This is a genomic window from Gordonia caeni (assembly GCF_039537105.1).
In the GTDB taxonomy this organism is placed as follows: Bacteria; Actinomycetota; Actinomycetes; order Mycobacteriales; family Mycobacteriaceae; genus Gordonia; species Gordonia caeni.
Map to the genome: position 1 here is coordinate 123,618 of NZ_BAAAZW010000001.1, position 21,070 is coordinate 144,687.

The 21,070-nt window shown below is 70.3% G+C and carries 18 protein-coding genes; 13 read left to right on the plus strand and 5 right to left on the minus strand.

The genetic code is table 11. From position 1 onward, the window contains the following. Positions 1-61 precede the first annotated feature (61 nt). On the minus strand, positions 62-1,255 hold the full coding sequence (locus ABD732_RS00655) for an aminotransferase class V-fold PLP-dependent enzyme (RefSeq protein ID WP_344779538.1): 1,194 nt from the start codon (positions 1,253-1,255) through the stop codon (positions 62-64). A gap of 39 nt (positions 1,256-1,294) precedes the next feature. Here ABD732_RS00655 and ABD732_RS00660 point away from each other — a divergent pair, with 39 nt between their 5' ends. From ABD732_RS00660 to ABD732_RS00685, 6 genes are read left to right on the plus strand one after another with little or no spacing between them, the layout of a single operon-like run. Then, positions 1,295-1,906 carry a bacterial proteasome activator family protein gene (locus tag ABD732_RS00660; RefSeq protein ID WP_344779540.1) on the plus strand — a complete coding sequence of 204 codons (612 nt, stop codon included), beginning with the start codon at positions 1,295-1,297 and terminating at the stop codon, positions 1,904-1,906. Positions 1,907-1,932: 26 nt separating this feature from the next. Beyond that, positions 1,933-2,796: a galactan export ABC transporter permease subunit Wzm/RfbD gene (wzm, locus tag ABD732_RS00665; protein ID WP_344779542.1), complete on the plus strand. Its 864-nt coding sequence runs from the start codon at positions 1,933-1,935 to the stop codon at positions 2,794-2,796. A 10-nt stretch (positions 2,797-2,806) separates the two neighbouring features. Next, on the plus strand, positions 2,807-3,625 hold the full coding sequence (wzt, locus tag ABD732_RS00670) for a galactan export ABC transporter ATP-binding subunit Wzt/RfbE (RefSeq protein ID WP_344779544.1): 819 nt from the start codon (positions 2,807-2,809) through the stop codon (positions 3,623-3,625). Then, a complete protein-coding gene (gene glfT1 / locus ABD732_RS00675) occupies positions 3,622-4,545 on the plus strand; it encodes a galactofuranosyltransferase GlfT1 (protein ID WP_344779546.1) in 924 nt (307 codons plus the stop codon). The genes wzt and glfT1 overlap by 4 nt, the downstream gene beginning before the upstream one ends. A gap of 12 nt (positions 4,546-4,557) precedes the next feature. Then, positions 4,558-6,147, plus strand: coding sequence for a serine/threonine-protein kinase (locus ABD732_RS00680; protein WP_344779548.1), 1,590 nt, complete (start codon positions 4,558-4,560; stop codon positions 6,145-6,147). A 54-nt stretch (positions 6,148-6,201) separates the two neighbouring features. Beyond that, the gene (locus ABD732_RS00685; protein WP_344779550.1) at positions 6,202-7,077 is read left to right on the plus strand and encodes a TIGR03619 family F420-dependent LLM class oxidoreductase; all 876 of its coding nucleotides are present in this window, start codon (positions 6,202-6,204) and stop codon (positions 7,075-7,077) included. A gap of 281 nt (positions 7,078-7,358) precedes the next feature. Here ABD732_RS00685 and ABD732_RS00690 read toward each other — a convergent pair whose 3' ends face one another. Beyond that, a complete protein-coding gene (locus ABD732_RS00690) occupies positions 7,359-7,868 on the minus strand; it encodes a GtrA family protein (protein ID WP_344779552.1) in 510 nt (169 codons plus the stop codon). 77 nt (positions 7,869-7,945) lie between these two features. Between ABD732_RS00690 and ABD732_RS00695 the strand changes: the two genes are divergently transcribed. Beyond that, positions 7,946-9,154: a lipase family protein gene (locus tag ABD732_RS00695; protein WP_344779554.1), complete on the plus strand. Its 1,209-nt coding sequence runs from the start codon at positions 7,946-7,948 to the stop codon at positions 9,152-9,154. Positions 9,155-9,178: 24 nt separating this feature from the next. Here the strand turns inward: ABD732_RS00695 and ABD732_RS00700 are convergent, their stop codons facing one another. Then, positions 9,179-9,637, minus strand: a complete 459-nt coding sequence (locus ABD732_RS00700) for a universal stress protein (RefSeq protein WP_344779556.1) — start codon at positions 9,635-9,637, stop codon at positions 9,179-9,181. 191 nt (positions 9,638-9,828) lie between these two features. Here ABD732_RS00700 and dprE1 point away from each other — a divergent pair, with 191 nt between their 5' ends. From dprE1 to ABD732_RS00720, 4 genes are all read left to right on the plus strand, one after another. After that, complete coding sequence (gene dprE1, locus ABD732_RS00705) at positions 9,829-11,247, plus strand: decaprenylphosphoryl-beta-D-ribose oxidase (protein WP_344779558.1); 1,419 nt, start codon at positions 9,829-9,831, stop codon at positions 11,245-11,247. Positions 11,248-11,331: 84 nt separating this feature from the next. Beyond that, positions 11,332-12,093 carry a decaprenylphospho-beta-D-erythro-pentofuranosid-2-ulose 2-reductase gene (gene dprE2, locus ABD732_RS00710; protein ID WP_344779560.1) on the plus strand — a complete coding sequence of 254 codons (762 nt, stop codon included), beginning with the start codon at positions 11,332-11,334 and terminating at the stop codon, positions 12,091-12,093. 1 nt (position 12,094) lies between these two features. Further along, the gene (locus tag ABD732_RS00715) at positions 12,095-14,056 is read left to right on the plus strand and encodes an arabinofuranosyltransferase (RefSeq protein WP_344779562.1); all 1,962 of its coding nucleotides are present in this window, start codon (positions 12,095-12,097) and stop codon (positions 14,054-14,056) included. 31 nt (positions 14,057-14,087) lie between these two features. Next, entirely contained in the window at positions 14,088-14,828 is a 741-nt protein-coding gene (locus tag ABD732_RS00720; RefSeq protein WP_344779564.1) for an MBL fold metallo-hydrolase, read from the plus strand. Positions 14,829-14,872: 44 nt separating this feature from the next. Here the strand turns inward: ABD732_RS00720 and ABD732_RS00725 are convergent, their stop codons facing one another. Together ABD732_RS00725 and aroQ are read right to left on the minus strand one after the other, a co-directional pair. After that, entirely contained in the window at positions 14,873-16,345 is a 1,473-nt protein-coding gene (locus ABD732_RS00725; protein ID WP_344779566.1) for a DEAD/DEAH box helicase, read from the minus strand. 259 nt (positions 16,346-16,604) lie between these two features. Then, positions 16,605-17,069 (minus strand): type II 3-dehydroquinate dehydratase, encoded by a 465-nt coding sequence (gene aroQ / locus ABD732_RS00730; RefSeq protein WP_344779568.1) that lies wholly within the window; start codon positions 17,067-17,069, stop codon positions 16,605-16,607. Positions 17,070-17,210: 141 nt separating this feature from the next. Between aroQ and ABD732_RS00735 the strand changes: the two genes are divergently transcribed. Beyond that, on the plus strand, positions 17,211-17,642 hold the full coding sequence (locus tag ABD732_RS00735; RefSeq protein ID WP_344779570.1) for a DUF7144 family membrane protein: 432 nt from the start codon (positions 17,211-17,213) through the stop codon (positions 17,640-17,642). 81 nt (positions 17,643-17,723) lie between these two features. After that, entirely contained in the window at positions 17,724-21,053 is a 3,330-nt protein-coding gene (locus ABD732_RS00740; protein WP_344779573.1) for an arabinosyltransferase domain-containing protein, read from the plus strand. Positions 21,054-21,070: the final 17 nt, after the last annotated feature.

Genomic DNA, 21,070 nt, shown 5'->3' on the forward strand with positions numbered 1-21,070 from the left:
TTCGTGCCAGAATACAGAATCGCAGGTCTGTCCCCTGAACGAGCGACCCGGCGGTGATCGGTCAGCCGAAGGAACCGAGGACCCGGGTGAGCTGGTCGATCTCGTACGGCAGCGCGTACGGTCCCAGCCCGACGGTCACCGCGCCGCCCACGTCAGAGGCACCGATTCGTGCCAGCGCCCGGCTGGGCAGATCGGCCAGCGCGCTGATTCCGTTGTCGGACAGGCGCCGGCAGACCTTCTCGGCCGCCACGCCGTCGACGACGAAGCTGACGGCCGGCACCCGATGCGCATCGGCACCGATCACCTGCACGCGGCCCAGCTGGGTCAGCGAGTCCACCAGATAGCGGGTCAGTCGCTGCACGTACTCGTAGGTGCCGTCGAGGGAGGTGGTCAGCCGCTGCCGGCGTTTGCCGGTGGCGTTGCCGTCCAGGCTCGCCAAGTGCTCCACCGAAGCCACCAGGCCGGTCAGCTGGGGTCCGGCCAGCGACTCGGGCTCCAGTCGCGCGGGCCCGGTGGTTCCCGGATCCATCGACACCCGATGCAGCGCGTCGATGCGGGCGGGATCGGCGAAGACCATCGCGCCCATCCGGGGCCCGCCCCAGCGCGCCGGACTCACCATGACCACGTCCGCGCCGAGCTCGGCCGCCGACATCCGAACGTACGGTGCGGCCGAGCTGGCGTCCACCACCAGCAGTGCGCCGGACGACCGCGCGAAGTTGGCGATCTGCCCGACGTCGACGATGGCACCGGTGACCGAAGAGGCCAGGGTGACCGTGATGATCCGGGTGCGCCGGTTCACCAGGTCGGCGTACTGCCCCTCCGGGAGCGTGCCGTCGGAGACGTCGAGTTCGGCCCAGCGCACCCGGGCACCGTGGCGGCGGGCGCCGCGCAACCACCCGACGATGTTCTCCTCGTCGTCCAGCCGCGAGCAGAGCACCTCGCCGCCCCAGTTCTCGGCGGGCAGCGCATCGACCAGCGCCGAGACCAGAGCACTGCGCGAGGAGCCGAACACCACACCCGCCGGATCGGCGTCGAGCAGGTCGGCGACCGCCCGCCGCGCGGTCTGTTCGGTGTCGGCGGCGGCGACCGCCTGCGGGTACACCCCGCGCGGATCCACCGGCAGCACCCGCACCCCGGTGTTCATGGCGCTGGCCACCGCATCCGGGATCTGCTGACCGGCCTGAGCGTCGAAGTGGATCCAGCCGTCCCCGAGTGTGGGAAAGAGCCCCCGCACCGAGGCGACGTCGAACGGCATGGGACTCACGATAGACATGCAGCGGGCAGAATGAACCCCATGCACCCGGAGATCTTCGGCAGTACCGGCCCTCTGCACCCGCTGACGCTCTCCTCCGGCCCTGGTGAGGAACCCTCGATCATCGTCCCCGGCCCGGGACCGGGCACACCGATGCCCGAGCAGGGCGCCACCCCCGACGCGGACGCCCCGGACGATGCGGACGACACGAGCGGCCCCGCGGCCGTGATGGCCTTGGTGGAGCAGCCCGCCAAGGTGATGCGGATCGGCAGCATGATCAAGCAACTGCTCGACGAGGTGCGGTCGGCCCCGCTCGACGACGCCTCCCGCCAGCGTCTGGCCGACATCCACCGCACCTCCATCCGGGAACTGTCCGAGGGACTGGCCCCGGAGCTGCGTGAGGAACTGACCCGGCTGGCGCTGCCGTTCTCCGACGACGGGGTGCCCAGCGACGCCGAGTTGCGGATCGCGCACGCCCAGCTGGTCGGATGGCTCGAAGGCGTCTTCCACGGCATCCAGACCGCGCTGTTCGCTCAGCAGATGTCCGCCCGTGCCCAGCTGGAACAGATGCGCAACGGCGCGCTGCCGTCCGGCGACGGCCTGGGTCCGGACGGTCCCGGGCTGGACGGCCCCAGCACGGGTCAGTACCTGTAGCGGGCGCGTCTGTATCCTCAGACGTTGTGTCAGTGGAAACCCCGGCGGGTGCAGTCCCCCCTGCCCCGCCCGTGTCGAACTCCCGGACCTTCAAGCGCGCGTTCAAGGACCTGACCGACGGCCTGGTCGACTCCGAGCTGTGGCTTCATCTCGGCTGGACCGACATCAAGCAGCGCTACAAGCGCTCGGTGCTGGGACCGCTGTGGATCACCCTGGCCACCGGCGTCACCGCCGTCGCGATGGGCCTGCTCTACGGCCAGCTGTTCGGGATGGACCTCAACTTCTTCCTGCCGTACGTCACCCTCGGCCTGATCTTCTGGTACTTCATCTCCAACTCGATCCTCGACGGCGCCGTGGTGTTCTCCACCAACGAGGGCCTGATCAAGCAGTTGCCGGCCCCGATCAGCATCCATGTCTACCGGGTGGTGTGGCGGCAGCTGATCATCTTCTCCCACAACGTGGTGATCTACCTGATCATCATGGTGGTCTTCCCCCAGCCCATCGGCTGGTCGGCGCTGTTGGTCTTCCCTGCGATCGCGCTGTTCGTCCTCAACTCCATCTGGGTGACCATCGTCTTCGGCATCATGTCCACCCGCTTCCGCGACATCGGTCAGCTGCTGACGACCATGGTGCAGCTGGTGTTCTTCATGACTCCGATCATCTGGTCGGCGCAGAGCCTGCAGAACGCCTCGGGCGACGTCTCGAGCCGCCTGCGGCTGGTGGAGCTCAATCCGATGTACCACTACCTCGAGATCACCCGCGGGCCGCTGATGGGCGAGAACGTCGCCGCATACCACTGGTGGGTGGTCCTGGCCTGCACCGCGCTCGGCTGGGCCGCCGCACTGATGGTGATGCGCAACTACCGCGCCCGCGTGGCGTACTGGGTTTAGGAGCTGACCAGTGGCTAAGACCGACGTCCGAGTCGACACCTGGGATGCCTGTGTGGACTTCCCCATCTTCGACGCCAAGACCCGCTCGCTGAAGAAGGCCGTGATCGGCGCCGCCGGCGGCGTGATCGGCGCCAACGACTCCCGCACGGTGGTGGTCGAAGCCCTGCGCGACATCAACCTGCACCTGGAGCACGGCGCGCGGGTGGGTCTGGTCGGCCACAACGGCGCCGGCAAGTCGACGCTGCTGCGCCTGCTGTCCGGAATCTACGAGCCCACCCGTGGCTCCTGCCGCGTCCAGGGCCGCGTCGCCCCGGTCTTCGACCTCGGCGTCGGCATGGACCCGGAGATCTCCGGCTACGAGAACATCATCATCCGCGGCATGTTCCTGGGCATGACCCGCAAGGCGATGGAAGCCAAGACCGCCGAGATCGCCGAGTTCTCCGAGCTCGGCGACTACCTGGAGATGCCGCTGCGGACCTACTCCACCGGTATGCGCGTGCGCCTCGCCCTCGGAGTGGTGACCAGCATCGATCCGGAGATCCTGATCCTCGACGAGGGGATCGGCGCGGTCGACGCCGAATTCATGAAGAAAGCCCGCGCCCGCCTGCAGGCGCTGGTCGAGCGTTCGGGGATCCTGGTCTTCGCCAGCCACTCCAACGAGTTCCTCGCCCAGCTGTGCGACCGTGCGCTGTGGATCGATCACGGTCAGATCCGCAAGGACGGCGGCATCGAAGAAGTGGTCCACGCCTACCAGGGCGAGGAGGCGGCCGCGCAGGTCCGCAAGGTCCTCGCCGAGCACGACGACAAGCGCCCGGGCGGCCGGGCATGAGCGCACCGGCAGGCGACCGCGTGATCGGCGTGGTGGTGACGCACCGCCGCCGGGAACTGCTGGCCGAATCGCTGCGGGTGCTGTCGGTGCAGGATCGTCCGCTCGATCACCTGATCGTGGTGGACAATGCCGCCGAACCCGAGGTCGAGAGCCTGGTGGGCGCGCAGGACCTGCCGACCACCTACCTGCCGTCGCAGCACAACCTGGGTGGCGCCGGCGGCTTCGCCCTGGGCATGCTGCACGCGCTCGCACTGGGCGCCGACTGGATCTGGTGCGCCGACGACGACGGCCGGCCCGAAGGCCCCGCCGTGCTGTCGACGCTGCTGCGCTGCGCCGCGCGTCATGACCTCGGCCAGGTCTCGCCGATGGTGGTCAACATCGACGACCCGGACGCGCTCGCCTTCCCCCTGCGCCGCGGCCTGGTGTGGCGGCGCCGCCGCTCCGAGCTGTTCGCCGACGGCGAGGCCCAGTCCGACGACCTGCTGCCGGGCATCGCCTCCCTGATGAACGGCGCCCTGTTCGCCGCCGCCACCGTCGACCGGATCGGCGTCCCCGACCTGCGGCTCTTCGTCCGCGGCGACGAGGTGGAGATGCATCGCCGGCTGGCGCGCTCGGGCATCCCGTTCGGGACCTGCCTGACCGCGGCCTACCTGCATCCGGACGGCAGCGACGAGTTCCGGCCGATCCTCGGCGGCCGGATGCACACGCAATACCCGGACAACGAGACCAAGCGCTTCTTCACCTACCGCAACCGCGGCTACCTGATGAGCCAGCCCGGTATGCGCAAGCTCCTCCCCCAGGAGTACGCGCGTTTCGCCTGGTACTTCCTGGTCCAGCAGCGCGACGGCGCCGGGTTCCGCGAATGGCTTCGCCTGCGGCGGATGGGCCGCCGCGAACAGTTCGGCGGCCCCGGCCATTAGCGCGGAGGCACGATGAACGAGATGATCGCGGGCTACCGCGTCCTGGCCAAGCTGGGCGACGGCGGCATGGGCACCGTCTACCTGGTCGCGCATCCGCGGCTGCCGCGCCAGGAGGCCCTCAAGCTTGTCGCTCCGACCCTGAGCAGCGATCCCGTCTACCGGGCGCGGTTCGCGCGCGAGGCCGACGTGCTGGCGCAGCTGGATCACCCGAACATCGTGCGCGTGCACGACCGCGGGGAGACCGACGGCCGCCTGTGGCTCACCATGGAGTACATCGACGGCCCGGACGCCGCGTCCCTGCTTCAGCAGCAGGGACGGCTGCCCCTGACCGCGGTCGCCGAGATCGTCACCGGCATCGCCGCCGCGCTCGACTACGCGTGGAGCACCAACCGGCTGGCCCACCGGGACGTGAAGCCGGCGAACATCCTTGTCCGGCAGGTCCAGGGCGGTCCACCGGTGATCAAGCTGGCCGACTTCGGGGTGGCCACCGGACCGGATCAGACACAGCTGACCGCGACCGGCATGGCCGTGGGCACGCTGTCGTACCTGGCGCCGGAGAGTCTGGGCGCCGCCCAGGTGAACGACCGCTCCGATCAGTACTCGCTCGCGTGCACCGCCTATCATCTGCTCACCGGCCGGCCGCCGTTCGGCGAGGGATCCCCGGCGACGCTGATGCAGGCTCACCTGTCCGAGCCGCCGCCGGTGCCGTCGGTCCTGCTGCCGGGGCTGCCCCCGCAGGTCGACGCGGCGATCGCCCGGGCGACCGCCAAGGATCCGCGCGACCGCTTCGCGTCGAGCACGGCCTTCGCCCAGGCGCTGCGCGCGGCGCCGGTGCCCGGACCGGTGCCGTCCGGGCCGCCGCCGGTGCCGCGGCCCGGCACCCAGGTGCTGCCGCCGGGGCACTACGACCACCCGGCCGCGCCGCCGCAGCCACTCGTCCCGGTGCCGCCCGGTCCTTCCCAGGGCCCACCGCCGGGCCCGCCACCGGGCCCGAACTTCGGCGGGTACGCCTACGGACCGCCGCCGGCGACACCGCCGTCCTCCTCGCGGCGGACCGCCCTGGTGGCCGGCGCCGTCGCCGCCGCACTGCTGGTCGTGGCCGTGATCGTGGCCGGCGTCTTCTGGCTGGTGCGCTCGGGTGATTCCGGCGAACCGGCCGGGATCGCCGGCGGCTCCACCAGCAGCCAGGTGAGCACCACCGCGTCGTCGTCGACCTCGTCAACCTCGGCATCGTCGTCGTCCGGTACCCCCGCGGCGCCGCTGTCGGCGATCGAGGGGAGGTGGTCGGGCACCTACCAGTGCCGTCAGGGCGAGAGCTCGGTGGTCTTCACCATCCGGAGCGGGCTCACCGACAACCAGGTCCGGGCCACTTTCGAGTTCGGCCCCACCCCCGGCAACCCGGGCACCGAGCGCGGATCGTTCGAGATGCTCGGCCTCCGGCTCGGCGACGACGTGGTCTTCACCCCTACCCGCTGGATCGATCGGCCGGGTACCTACGAGATGGTTCCGGTGACCATCGACGGCCCGATCACCACGGGAATGACCAGGCTGACGGGCCGTATCGTGACGCCCGGCTGCTCCACCATCACCGTCCGCCGCTGAACCGTCCCGGCTTTCGGCCGCCATCGCACTAGAACGTGTTCTAGTGTGGGTGGCATGCGTTTCACCTTCGCCGAGGCCATGACCGATCCCAGCTACTACGCGCCCCTCGCCCAAGCCGCCGAGGCGGCGGGCTTCTCGGGTATGACGATCCCCGACTCGATCGCCTATCCGGAAGTCTCCGACGCCACCTACCCCTACACCCCTGACGGGAACCGGGAGTTCCTGGAAGACAAGGACTTCATCGAGACCTTCATCCTGGCCGCCGCCCTCGGCGCGGTCACCACCACGCTGCGCTTCCTGCCGTTCGTACTGAAGCTGCCGATCCGCCCGCCCGCCCTGGTGGCCAAGCAGGCCGCCTCGATCGCGTACCTCACCGGCAACCGGCTCGGCCTGGGCGTCGGCACCAGCCCGTGGCCCGAGGACTACGACATCATGGGCGTCGACTTCGCCCGCCGCGGCAAGCGCATGGACGAGTGCATGGACATCATCCGGGGCCTCACCTCCGGCGACTACTTCGAGTTCCACGGCGAGTTCTACGACATCCCCAAGATCAAGATGGCCCCCGCGCCCACCGAGCCCGTTCCGCTGCTGGTCGGCGGCCACGCCGACCTCGCGCTGCGCCGGGCCGTCCGCCGCGGGGACGGCTGGATGCACGGCGGCGGCCCGCCCGAGGAACTCGACGAGCTGCTCGGCAAGATCGCCCGGATCCGGGCGGACGAGGGCAAGGAGAACGACCCTTTCGAGATCCACGTGATCTCCATGGACGCCTATACCGTCGACGGGGTCAAGCGCCTGGAGGACAAGGGCATCACCGATGTGATCGTCGGCTTCCGGCTGCCCTACATCATGGGCTCCGACACCGAACCGCTGGCGAAGAAGATCGAGAACCTGAACTGGTACGGCGAGAACATCATCGCCAAGGCCGGCTGACCCCCTACGCTGCCTGAGCCGAGCGCACCGCCCCGACGCCGTCTGAGCCGAGCGCACCGCCCCTACGCCGCCTGAGCCGAGCGCGCCGCCCCTACGCCGTCTGAGCCGAGCGCTCCGCCCCTACGCCGTCTGAGCCGACCGAGCCCCCTGGGGCGAGGTCGTGTCGAAGACGCTGCGTCGCTCAGCCTTCGACACACGTGCTCACTTCGTTCGCAAGTGGCTCAGGCAGCGAATGGAACTCGCGAATGGCTCAGGCAGCGAAGGGAAGCGGCGGATGGAGGCTAACGGATCTTGAAGATCACCGCGCGCTGGACGACGAAGTTGATCACCGTCGCCACCCCCTGCGCCACCACGAAGGCGGCCGCGGAGTAGAGCACCGTCACCGGCCAGGCGTGCGAGAGCCAGCTGTACAGGCCCACGTTGACGCCGAAGGTGATCGCGTACAGCGCGATGACGGCGACGAAGCGCGCCGCCGACGGCTCGGCGCGGAAGGTCCAGCGCCGGTTGATCAGGTACGCCACCGTGGTGCCCAGCAGGAAGCCGGCCGCCTTGGCGATCCCGAACGACGCATCGAACCCGTACTGCAGCAGCATGGTCAGGCCGTAGTCGAGCACCGCCGAGCCCGCACCGGTCAGCACGAAGCGGACGAGCTGGGTCTTCAGATCGACGTCGGTCGAGGCCTCTTCGTCGTCGAGGGGCAGTTCGATCGGCATCGGCGCATGCCGGGTGGTGAAGTCCTCGTGATGATGCCGCGGATCCGTCGGGTCCTGGCTCGGGTCGCTGTCGTGCACCCTGACAGCCTAGTGCCCCCTGTGGTGGGGCGACGTATTCGCCGATGGCGCCCGGAGGTGTCCCCTAATCTGGGGGCATGACCCGCCTGCTGACCCGGGTGACGACCGCGGTGCTCGCCTCCGCCTGTGCGACGCTGCTCGCCGTCACCGCCGGACTCGTCCCCGCCCACGCCGCACCCGACTCGGTCGCCCCGGTCTGGTCCGGGCTCGACGCGCGTGACTACCGCGGCCCGATCGGCGCCCCCGGCACCCTGCTGGCGAAGACGCCGCTCGACCCGTCTGTGTCGCTGCCGGCCGCCGGGCAGGCCTACCGGATCCTGTACGCCACCACTGACGTCCACGGAAAGCCCGCGGTCAGCACCGCCGCGATCTTCCTGCCGCGCGTCAGCGCGCCGGCCGGCGGCTACCCGGTGATCGCGTGGGCGCACGGCACCACCGGCCTCGGTGACGACTGCACCCCGTCGGCGCTGCCCCGGTCGGAACGGGACGAGACCTACTTGAACCACTGGCTCAGGCAGGACTATGCGGTGGTGGCCACCGACTACGCCGGCCTCGGCACCCCCGGGCTGATGAGCTACCTCAGCGGCGAAGTGGCCGCCCACTCGGTGGTCGACTCGGTCAAGGCCGCACACCAGACCGGCCTGCCGCTGTCGAAGCGGTGGGCCATCGTCGGGCAGTCGCAGGGCGCCGGCGCCGCACTCAACGCCGCCCGCCGCGCCACCGCCTACTCCCGCGGCAGCGGTCTGGACTACCGCGGCGTGGTCGCCACCGGCACCCCGGCCAACATCGAGCACATCGTCTGGCAGGCCGGCCCGGCCTTTCCGCCGATCACCCTGCCCAGCGCGCTGAACGCCTACGCCGCCTACATCCTGGCCGGCTTCGCCGACGCCCGTCCCGACCTGAAACCCGAGTCGGCGCTCACCGCGCGCGGGAAGCAGGTGCTCCGCCTCGCTGAGACCCTCTGCTACGGCCCGCTCGCCGAGAAACTCGACGGCGAACGCGTGAACACCTGGTTCTCCCGGCCGCTGGCCACGGTGCCCGGCGTCCAGGCCGCACTGGTGGACTACATGGCCACCCCGTACTCCGGCTACGACCGCCCGATCTTCCTGGGCCAGGGTCTGCTCGACACCGACGTCCCGGCCGTGTCGGCGGGCTCGCTGTACGCGCAGATGCTCGGCGCCGGACAACCGGTGGAGTTCCACGCCTACCCGGGCGAAGACCACTCCGGCACCGTGCTGGCGTCCATCCCGGACTCCACGCCGTTCCTGGCGCGCATCCTGCGCTGACCGGATGCTCGTGGCACGCGGCCGTCAGGGTTCGATGGCGTCGCCGCTCTGCATCGGCGCTTCCGCCGGTTCCTCGGCGGCGATCGCCGCGGACCGGTGCATTCCGGACGGCTTCACCACCAGCACGGGCTTGTGACACGAGACCAGCAGGTACTGCGAGGTGCTGCCGAGCAGCAGCTTGCCCACCTGGGTGCGCCGGCGCATCCCGATCACCAGCATCTCGGCGTCCGGGTGGTCCATCGCCGACAGCAACTCCTCGGCCGGGGTGGCGCCGATCGGCTGCTGGATCCGGAACTTGAGGCCCGAAGCGTTCAGCCGCTGTTCCACGTCGGCGATCTCGTCGGCGTCGGCGATCCGGTGTCCGCGCACCTCGGAGACGGCGCTGATCACCAGCAGTTCGGTGTCCCGCAGCCGGGCTTCGATGATCCCCTGCTCCAGGCAGACGCGACCGAAGGCCCCGGCTGCGTAGCCCACGACGATCATCGCCGCCCCCTTCTCCCCGACTCGGATCGGATCTGCCGCTGCGTCCCTCAGCCGGGTCTTCCCGGCCGGTTCCACGGTTCGACAGTATCGGACCGGCCGCGGCCCCACCTAGCCCGTAATGTCCGGTCCGGAAGGCCCGCGGCGGGCACATCCAAGTCATCGGCGGCGTCCGGCGAGTACGCTGCTATCCGATGACGAACACAGATGTACTCCCGATCGAGACCCGCAGACTGATGGGCTGGGGCCGCACCATGCCCGTCGAGGGCCACGTGCTGGCGACCCCGTACCCCGAGGTCATCGCCGAGGCGATCAGCCGGGTCGCCGACGAGGACGCCGACAAACCGTCGTACCTCAAGCGCGGCGTCATCGCCCGCGGTCTCGGCCGCTCGTACGGCGAGAACGCGCAGAACTCCGGCGGGCTGACCGTCGACATGACCAAGCTCACCCGGATCTACGCGATCGACTCGGAGACCGCGATCGTCGACGTGGACGCCGGCGTCGACCTGGACACCCTGATGCGAGTGGCCCTGCCGCACGGCCTGTGGGTTCCGGTGCTGCCGGGCACCCGCCAGGTGACCGTGGGCGGCGCCATCGCCTGCGACATCCACGGCAAGAACCACCACAGCGCCGGCAGCTTCGGCAACCACGTCGTCGAGCTGTCCCTGCTGATCGCCTCCGGCGAGATCCTCACGCTGACCCCCGAGGGCAGCTCCGACGACCCGGACGCCTCCATCTTCTGGGCGACGATCGGCGGCATCGGCCTCACCGGAATCATCCTGCGCGCCAAGGTGAAGATGACGCGCACCGAGACCGCCTACTTCATCGCCGACGGCTCGGTGACCCACTCGCTGGACGAAACCATCGCCCTGCACACGGACGGCTCCGAGGACCGCTACACCTACAGCTCCGGCTGGTTCGACGCGATCAGCAAGCCGCCGAAGCTCGGCCGCGGCACCTTCTCGCGCGGCTCACTGGCCCGCCTCGACCAGCTCCCGGACAAGCTCGCCAAGGATCCGCTGAAGTTCGACGCCCCCACGCTGGTGAACTTCCCGGACATCTTCCCCAACGGGCTGGCCAACAAGTTCAACTTCTCCATGGTGGGCGAGGCCTACTACCGGATGGGCGGCGACTACCAGGGCAAAGTCCAGAACCTGACGCAGTTCTACCATCCGCTGGATCTGTTCGGGAACTGGAATCGCGCCTACGGCTCGAAGGGCTTCCTGCAGTACCAGTTCATCGTGCCGCCGGCCGCCGTCGAAGAGTTCAAGGGCATCATCTACGACATCCAGGCCTCCGGGCACGTCAGCTTCCTGAACGTCTTCAAGCTCTTCGGCGAAGGCAACCAGGCACCGCTGAGCTTCCCGATGCCGGGCTGGAACATCTGCGTGGACTTCCCCATCAAGAAGGGCCTGCACGAGTTCGTCTCCGAACTGGACCGCCGCGTCCTGGAGATCGGCGGACGCCTGTACACCGCGAAGGATTCGCGCACCACCGCCGAGACCTTCCACGCGATGTACCCGCGGATCGACGAGTGGCTGAAGGTCCGGCGCCGCGTGGACCCGGACAAGGTCTTCATGTCCGACATGGGCCGCCGCCTGGAACTGGTCTGAGACCTCCGCTACGACGGACATTTCTTCCCGGCAGCGACCGAGTGCTCCGGGCCCCGGTCGAGCCCCAACCGAAAGAGAACCCACATGTTCAACGCCGTCGGCGTCCCGAAATCCATCCTCGTCCTCGGCGGCAGCTCCGAGATCGGCCTGGCCATCACCGCGGAGTTCCTGTCCCGCGGCCCCATGCGCGTGGTGCTCGCCACCGTCCCGAACGATCCGGCCGCGGCCGCCGCCGTGGCCCAGATGGAGGCCGCCGGAGCCACCTCGGTGGAGCAGAGCGACTTCGACGCCCTCGACACCGCCTCGCATCCGGCCGTGATCGACCGGGCCTTCGCCGGCGGCGACATCGACGTGGCCATCGTGGCTTTCGGCATCCAGGGCGACGATGAGCAGGCCTGGCAGGACCAGAAGCTCGCCGTCCTCGAGGCCGACATCAACTACACCGCCGCAGTCAGCGTCGGCGTCCTGCTGGGCGAGCGGATGCGCGCCCAGGGACACGGCCAGATCGTCGCGATGAGCTCGGTGGCCGGCGAGCGGGTGCGCCGCTCCAACTTCGTCTACGGCTCCACCAAGGCCGGCCTGGACGGCTTCTACCTCGGCCTCGGCGACGCGGTGCGCCCGGACGGCGTGCGCGTTCTGGTGGTGCGCCCCGGTCAGGTCCGCACCCGGCTGTCGGCGCACGTCGCCGAGGCCCCGCTGACGGTGAACAAGGAGGATGTGGCCCAGCGCGTGGTGGCCGCCGTGGGCAAGGGCAAGGAGGTCATCTGGGTGCCGGGTCCGTTCCGGTTCATCATGATGGTGCTGCGCCACGTCCCGCGCCCGATCTTCCGCAAGCTCCCCGTCTGACGTGCTGACCGCCGCCGGATCCGGACTCGGCTCGCCGCTGCGCCGCCGCGGGCGCGATCTGATCGAACTCCTGGGCGCCGTGGTGCTGGGCACCGCGGTCGCGATGGCCGGGCTGCGCGTGATCGAGGCGGTGGCCTGGCCGGCCTACAACACCTCCAACGTCACCCGCGCGCTGACCACGCTGGGCCAGGCGGTCTTCGTCCTGGTGGCCGTGGTCGCGGCGGTGACCGCCCGGTACCGGCCGTCGTGGCGTCTGGCGACCTCGTGGCTCGGGGCGGTCGCCTCGGCGGGTCTGGTGACGGTGAGCCTCGGCATGCCGCTGGGCGCGACCAAGCTGTATCTGCACGGCCTCACCGCCGATCAGCAGTTCCGCACCGAGTATCTGACGCGCTTGACCAGCAGCCCGCGGCTGGCGGACATGACCTACATCGACCTGCCGCCGTACTACCCGGCGACGTGGTTCTGGTTCGGCGGGCGGTACGCCGACGCGCTCGGCCTCCCGGGCTGGGAGGCCTACAGGCCGTGGGCCATCGTGTCGCTGGCGGCCGCCGCCGCGCTGGGCGTGGTGCTCTGGAACCGGATGGTCGGCGTCGGCGCCGGGACCGCGGTGGGCCTGGCGGTGACGGCGGTGACCCTGCATTTCGCGTCGCCGGAACCGTATGCGGCGGTGCTCATCCTGGTCGGCGTGCCGATGCTGGTGGTGATCGCCCACGCGCTGCGCGGGGCCGGGCGTCTGGCCGACGGACCGGCACCGGTGCGCGAGACCGGCTGGCTCGCGGTGGTCGCCGGCGGAGTCTTCCTCGGCGTCTCGGCCACCGTCTACACGCTCTACACCGCCCTGTTCGCCGGGACCGCGATCCTGATCGCGCTGGTCTATCTGGTCCAGGCCCGGATGATGGTGCGCAACAGCGCCGTCGACGACGACGTGCTGAAGGCCCGGCGCCGGTCCCGGATGCTGGGGGTGATCGTCCGGCTGGCGGTGATGGGCGCCGTCGCCGTCGCCGTCGCCCTGGTGTTCTGGGCGCGGTACCTGATCGAGCGGGCCGGCTCCTCGGTGACCGTCTCCGGCGCCGCCGAGCACTATCTGCCCGAGCGCGGCGCCATCCTGCCGCTGCCGATGCTCGAGTTCACCCTGATCGGGCTGCTGACCCTGGCCGGACTGATCTGGGCGGTGCTGCGGATGCGGCGCCGGACCATCGCCTTCGCGCTCGTCACCGCGCTGGTCGGCGTCCTGGTGCTGACTGCGGCGTCGCTGGGCCGCACCGCGATCGGCAGCACTCTGCTGTCGTTCCGGCTGGAGGCCGTCACCGCCGGGATCCTCGCCGCCGCAGGTGTTTTCGCCGTCGTCGAACTGTCCCGCACCGCGGTCGCGCACTTCGGCGACGTGCGCACCCTGATCGGGGTGCTGGCCGCGGTGGGCGCCCTGGGCGTGGCCCAGCAGCTGCCGGCGACGCTGTCGCAGGAGATCACCATCGCCTACACCGACACCGACGGATACGGCGAGCGCGCCGACCACCGGCCGGCCGGCTCGGAGTCGTACTACGCCGAACTGCACCGTCTGATCGGCGAGCAGACCGGCCGGGGCGCCACCGAGAACGTGGTGCTGACCGCCGACTACAGCTTTCTGTCGGTGTACCCGTACTGGGGTTTCCAGGGACTCACCTCGCATTACGCCAATCCGCTGGCCGAGTTCGACGCCCGCGCGGCCACCATCGAGCGCTGGTCGCAGGCCACCGATCCGGCGGAACTCAAGGCCGCGATGGCGGCCAGCCCGTGGCGGACGCCGAACGTCTTCGTGTTCCGGTACGGCGCCGACGGCTACACGCTGCGGCTGGCCCAGGACGTCTACCCCAACGACCCGAACATCAAGCGGTACACGGTCACCTTCGACCCCGCCGTCTTCGACGATCCGGCGTATACGGTGACCGAGGTGGGCCCCTTCGTCCTGGTGGTCCGCAACTAACCGGCACAGACCTGGAGGTACCGCGGTGGACATGCGCATCGACACGCTGACCGGAGACCACACCACCACCCACCTGGTCTCCACGTCCACCGTGAACTGGGTGATCGCGCAGGGCGAAGGCGGTGTCACGCTGATCGACGGCGGCTACCCCGGCCACGCCGGTGCGGTGCTCGAATCCCTGCGCCGGGTCGGCAGCGCACCCGAGGAGATCCGGGCGGCGCTGCTCACCCACGCGCACGTCGATCATCTCGGCGGTCTGATCCGGCTGCGCGAGGAGTACACCTTCGACGTCTACGCCCACCCCGACGAAGTGGCGCACGCCAAGCGCGAATATCTGGAGCAGGCGAACGCGGTGAGCCTGGCGCCGATCGCCTGGCAGCCGCGCGTGATGCGCTGGCTGAGTCAGATCATTCCGCTGGGCGCCCTGAGCCGGGCCGGTTTGGACGACACCTCCCCGCTGGGCGATCTGTCGGCACTGCCCGGCAGCCCCGTCGCCGTCCCCACCCCGGGTCACACCCGCGGGCACTGCGCCTATCTGGTCGCCGAGGGCGAAGGACTGGTGTCCGGGGATGCGCTGATCAGCGGGCACGCGATCACCTCGCAGCACGGCCCGCAATGCCTGGGACCGATCTTCACCCACGACCCCGAGCGCAACGCCGAATCCCTGGAGGCGCTGGCCGCCACGGACGCGCACCTGCTGCTGCCCGGGCACGGCGACCTCTGGGAGGGCTCCATGCGCACAGCAGTGAACCGGGCCCTCAGCCGTCGCTGAGAGCCCGGTTCACGGAAATACTGCGTGCCTGTGGCGCGGTGCCTCTAGCGCGCGCTCGGCGCACCGGCGGGGCGGCGCGCACTGCGGCGACGGCGCTGCGCGGGTGCCGCGGCCGACGACGACCGGGGCGTGGAGGAGGTGTGCACGCGCTGCGTGGACTCACCGCCCGCCGCACTCCCGCCGTTGCGGCCGCCCTGCGCGCTGCGGCTGCCCTGGCCACTGCGGCCGCCCTGTCCGCTGCGGCCGCGACCGCCCTGTGCGCCGCCGCGACCGGAGCGGGCCTGGCCGCCGCCGGAGCGCTTGCGCTGCTGCTGCTGCGGAGCCGGGGCCGGAGCGGGCTCACGATAGGGGGCCCGTTCGCCGACGAGCTCGTCGACGGCCGGGGACGTGGCGGTCACCTGCGTGGGGGTCACCTTGATCTGCGCCTTCTGCAGCATCTTGCGCAGGTCGGCGCGCTGCTCGGGCAGACACACGGTCACCACGTCGCCGTCGCTGCCGGCCCGCGCGGTGCGGCCCGAACGGTGCAGGAAGGCCTTGTGCTCGGCCGGCGGGTCCACGTGGACCACCAGCTCGACGTCGTCGACGTGCACGCCGCGCGCGGCCACGTCGGTGGCCACCAGCACGCGTGCGCCGTCCGCCGCCGAGAACGAGGCCAGGTTGCGGTCGCGCTGGTTCTGCGACAGGTTGCCGTGCAGGTCCACCGACGGGATGCCCGCGGCGGTCAGCTTCTTGGCCAGCTTCTTGGCCTGGTGCTTGGTGCGCATGAACAGGATGCGGCGGCCCGAACCGGAGGCGAGGGCCTGAACCAGGTCGTTCTTGTCCGCGGCGCTGCGGACCTCGAAGACGTGGTGGGTCATCTTCTCCACCGGGCTGTTGGCCTCTTCCAGCGAGTGCGTCACCGGGCGGTTCAGGAACCGCTTGACCAGCTTGTCGACGCCGTTGTCCAGGGTCGCCGAGAACAGCATGCGCTGCCCGCCCTGCGGGGTGGCGTTCAGGATGCGGGTCACGCCGGGCAGAAAGCCGAGGTCGGCCATGTGGTCGGCCTCGTCGAGCACGGTGATCGCCACGTCGTCGAGCGAGACGATGCGCTGCTTCATCAGATCTTCCAGGCGGCCGGGGCAGGCGACGACGATGTCGACACCGGCGCGCAGCGCCCGCTCCTGGCCGGCCTGCTTCACGCCGCCGAAGACGGTGGTGACGCGCAGGCCCATCGCTGCGGCCATCGGGGCGAGGACCGCCGCGATCTGGGTGGCCAGCTCGCGGGTCGGCGCGAGCACCAGACCGGTCGGGTGACCGGCGCGGCGCGTCGCCCCCTGAGCGGCCAGGCGCGTGACCATCGGGATGGAGAAGGCCAGGGTCTTGCCCGAGCCCGTCTTGCCGCGGCCGAGGACGTCGCGTCCGCCGAGGCTGTCGGGCAGGGTGTGTTCCTGGATCGGGAAGGCATCGGTCTTGCCTTCGGCGGCGAGGCTCGCCACGATCGGATCGGGTACGCCGAGAGCGGCGAAAGTCGTTGTCATATCAAGTCAGCCTTTGCGGCTAGGGACTCCCCGCGAACGACGGTGCGCCGGCGCGACAAAGCAGCGCGGCACACAACAGAGCGTGGGAAATCGGTGGCGAACACGCAGGTGTGCGTATCCGTTCGCCGCAGGAAAGTCATCGATCTGGTCCAGGGGGCGGAAGAGTCCGGCCGACCGTGGGATCGGGGAGCGTTCTACGACGCGCGGCGAATGAACGCCGATGTGGCCACCGTACTCGGTCCGGGGACGCCGCGGCGCATCAGGAGACGAGAGTCACCAAGTGGCGGACCGCGTACTCGTAGCCGGCGATCCCGAAACCGGCGATCACCCCGGCGGCGATCGGCGACACGTAGGAGTGATGCCGGAAGCTCTCGCGGGCGTGGACATTGCTCAGGTGCACCTCGATGATCGGCACCTCCGGGAGCACCAGGGCGTCGATCAGCGCGACGGAGGTGTGGGTCCACGCCGCCGGGTTGATGACGATCCCGCTGATCGCCCCGCGCGCGGCCCCGATCGCATCGATCATCTCGCCTTCGTGGTTGGTCTGCAGGGCCTGCACACCGAAACCGTGCTCGGCGGCGGTCCGCTCCACCAGGGCCACGACGTCCTCGAGGGTGGCCGTACCGTAGACCTCCGGCTGCCGGGCACCGAGCATGTTCAGATTGGGGCCGTTGAGCAGCAGGATGGGCAGCGGCGCACCGGCGGCGGGAGAATCGGACGACATGGGCAGAAGTCTACGAGACGTCGGCCTCCGTCCCGCCGAACCGGCACGCCGGTCACAGCCGGTGCCGAGTCGTCATAACGAATTCACCCCCAACGGGCGTCAACTGCCGCGTCTGCCTATTCGGCGTGGTAATTACCATTCATGACTGTTAACAGAGAAGATCGCGCGCAGTATGAGGCCGGACCTCCGGCAGCCAATCCCTGGGCAGTGGGCACCACCTGGGCCGCCGCCGCCCTCCTTCTGGTCGGTTCCATCCTGGCCTTCTTCCAGGGCATCGCCGCTGTGGCCAACGACGAGTCACTCGTCTTGATCAACGAGGACTACATCTACGCCTTCAACCTCACCACCTGGGGCTGGATCCACATCGTCCTCGGCGTGATCGGCGTGTGCATCGCGATCGGCATGTTCATCGGCGCCACCTGGGCCCGCGTCTGCGCGATCATCATCGCCTCGCTGTCGATCGTCGCCAACTTCCTGTGGCTGCCGTACACGCCCTGGTGGTCGATCCTGATCATCGCCATCGACGTTCTGGTGATCTGGGCGGTCGCCAACTGGAGCGGCGACGACCTCTAAATCCTGACCTCTCCCGAGCCGGGGCACGCGACCGGCACATCGACTCCATCGATGGCACAGGGGCATCGCTACGATGCCCCTGTGCCATCGTTTTCGGTCCGGCGGGCCCAGATCACCGCCATCGTCACCGGACTGGCCGGATTCCTCCTGGCGCTGCTGACACCCCTGCTGCCCGTACAGCAGACCACCGCCGAGATCTCCTGGCCACAGGAGAACACCGTCGGCTCGGTCTCGGCGCCGCTGATCTCCTACGCACCCATCACACTGGAGGCGTCGATCCCGTGCTCCGCCGCCGGCGACCTGCCGAGCGGGCAGAGCGTACTGCTGTCCACCACCTCGCCGTCGGCGCCCAAGGCCGCCGAACGCGGCCTGTTCGTTCGGGTCACCGGCAACACCGGCGCCGCCGACGCCCCGCAGTCGGTGGAGGTGATCAACCGCAACATCCCGCTGCTGTCGGTCCCGCTGGAGCGGGTGCTCTCCGGCGACTGCTCGGCCATCACGGTCTCGGCCGACTCGACGGAGGTCACCGCCGCCGTCATCGGTCTGCGGGGCGACGACGGCGAGCCGCTCGCCGCGTCCACGAACGACCAGGATCTCGGTGACCAGCGTCCGCAGCTGACCGGGCTGTTCACCCAGCTGTCCGGACCGGCCGCTGCACTGCCCGGTCTGTCGGCGCACGTGCAGATCGACTCGCGGTACAGCACCTCGCCCACCCTCCTGAAATGGCTGGCGATCGTCGTCGGCGTGGTCGCCACCCTGCTGTCGCTGATCGCCCTCGGCCGGCTCGACGCCACCGACGGCCATCGCAACGGCCGGGTCTTCCCGGCCCGCTGGTGGCGCTTCAACTCCCGCGACTACACCGTCATCGGTCTGCTGCTGGTGTGGCACTTCGTCGGCCCCAACACCTCCGACGACGGCTACCTGATGACCATGTCGCGGGTGGCGCAGGAGAGCGACTACACCGCGAACTACTTCCGCTGGTTCGGCGCCCCCGAATCGCCGTTCGGCTGGTACTACCAGGTCTTCGGCCTGCTGAGCCAGGTCACGGTGGCCAGCCCGTGGATGCGTATCCCGGCCCTGCTGTGCGGCATCATCAGCTGGCTGATCATCAGCCACGAGGTGCTCCCCCGCCTGGGCCGCGCGGCCTCGCTGCGGTCGGCTCCCGCCTGGACGGCGGCCGCGGTGTTCCTGGCCGCCTGGTTCCCGTTCAACAACGGTCTGCGCCCGGAACCGATCATCTGCCTGGGGGCACTGCTGACCTGGTGCTCGGTGGAACGCTCGATCGCCACCGGCCGGCTGTTGCCGGCGGCGGTCGCCTGCCTGATCGCCGCCTTCTCCATCGCCGCCGGCCCCACCGGTGTGCTCGCCGTGGCCGCGCTGGTGGCCGGCGCCCGGCCCATGCTGCTCGCGCTGGTGCGCCGGGCGCGGGAGATCGCCCGGCAGACCGCCCGCTCGGCCACCTGGGCCTACGTGTGCCTGATCGCCCCGATTCTGGCCGCCGGCACCTTCGTGCTGTTCGTGGTCTTCACCAACCTGACGCTGGCCGCCTTCACACAGAGTTCGACGATGAAGACCGCGGTCGGCCCGTCGTCGCACTGGTACAACGAGATCGACCGCTACTCGTCGCTGTTCGCCTTCTCCGCCGACGGCTCCATCATGCGGCGCTTCGCCGTCCTGGCGATGGTGCTGTCGATGGTGGTGGCCGGCGCGGTGCTGATCCGCAAGGGGCGGATCCCGGGCACCGCGGCCGGTCCCGCCCAGCGGATCGTGGGGATCACCTTCGCCTCGCTGCTGTTCCTGATGTTCACCCCCACCAAGTGGACCCACCACTTCGGCGTCTTCGCCGGGCTGGTGGCGGCCCTGGCCGCGCTCGCGACGGTCGCGGCCAGCGCCGACGCCACCCACTCGCGGCGCAACCGCACCCTGTTCGGCGCACTGGTGGTGTTCATCGCCGGACTGGCCCTGACCGCCCCGAACTCGTACTACTACTCGTCGGCCTGGGGCATGCCGTGGGGCGTCTGGCAGGTGACGATCGCCGGCGCGATGATCGGCCAGGTCCTGCTGTACCTGACCCTGGTCCTGCTGGCCGTCGCACTCTGGTTCCATTTCCGCGAGCCGTTCACCGGAGCCGATCCGGTGCGCCACCTCTCCGGGCCGGCCGGGCCGAGCCGGGCGCGCCGGATCGTCGCCTGGCCGACTCGCGCCCCGATGGGGATCGCCGCCGGTGCGATGGTGATCTTCGCGCTGGTGACCGCCGTCTTCGCCGGGATCAACCAGAGCGGCTCGTACTCGGTGCCGCGCAGCAACTTCGAGGCCCTCCTGGGCAAGCCGTGCAGCATGGCCGACAAGGTCTGGGTGGAACAGGATCCGAGCGAGCACCTGCTCGAGCCGGTGGACCCCACGCTGCGCGATCCGCTGGCCGGGCCGACCACCCAGCCGGCCGGCGCCGACCGCAGCGCCACCGTCGGCTTCACCGCGGGCGGAGTGCCCGTGGATCTGAACACGCGCGCCACGTCGGGCAGCCTCGGCGTGCTCGCCGGGGCGGCCTCGCAGGACCCCGACCTGCTGATCGCCAACAGCGGCGGCACGGGGGGCGGCGTGCTGGCCGATCCCGGAATCAACGGGTCGCCCGCCGCGCTGCCGTTCGGGCTGGATCCGGCCCGCACCGCAGTGCTCGGCAGCTATTCGGCCGACACACAGACCCCGGCCGGACTCACCTCCGGCTGGTACGCGCTGCCCGCCGACTACCGCGACCACCCGCTGATCACCTTCTCGGTGGCCGGCGACTTCTACCGCGGCGAACTGCGCCTGGAGTACACCGACGACCCGATCGGCCCGGATGCCCGCGACGGTTCGCTGTCGCCCACCGGGGCGGTCACCATGATCGATCCCGGTCCCGAGCCGTCCTGGCGCAACGTCCGCATCGACACCGCGGGACTGCCGGACGATCTCACCGCGGTCCGGATCGTCGCCGACGACCACAACCTGGCCGCCGACCACTACCTGGTGGTCACCCCGCCGCGCCTGCCCGAGATGACGACGCTGCAGGAGACCGTCGGCAGCAGCGACCCGGTGCACGCCGACTGGACCTCCGGCCTGGTGGTCCCCTGCCAGCGCCCGTTCAACTTCCACGCCGGCGTCGCCGAGACCCCCAAGTGGCGGATCCGGCCGGGCGCCGACCTGGCGGCCGCCGTCGGCACCTGGCAGAGCGCCGCCGGCGGCGGACCGCTCGGCTGGCTCGACGTCTCCCAGCGGCCGACCACCGTCGCGACCTATCTGCAGGGCGACATCGGCCGGGACTGGGGAGCGCTGGAACGCTACGAGGCCTACGACGACGCACCCCCCGCCGTCATCGACTACGACACCCAGACGCGCAGCGGCCTGTGGAGCCCCGCCCCCATCCGGCACTGACGTGCCGAGGAGCGTTT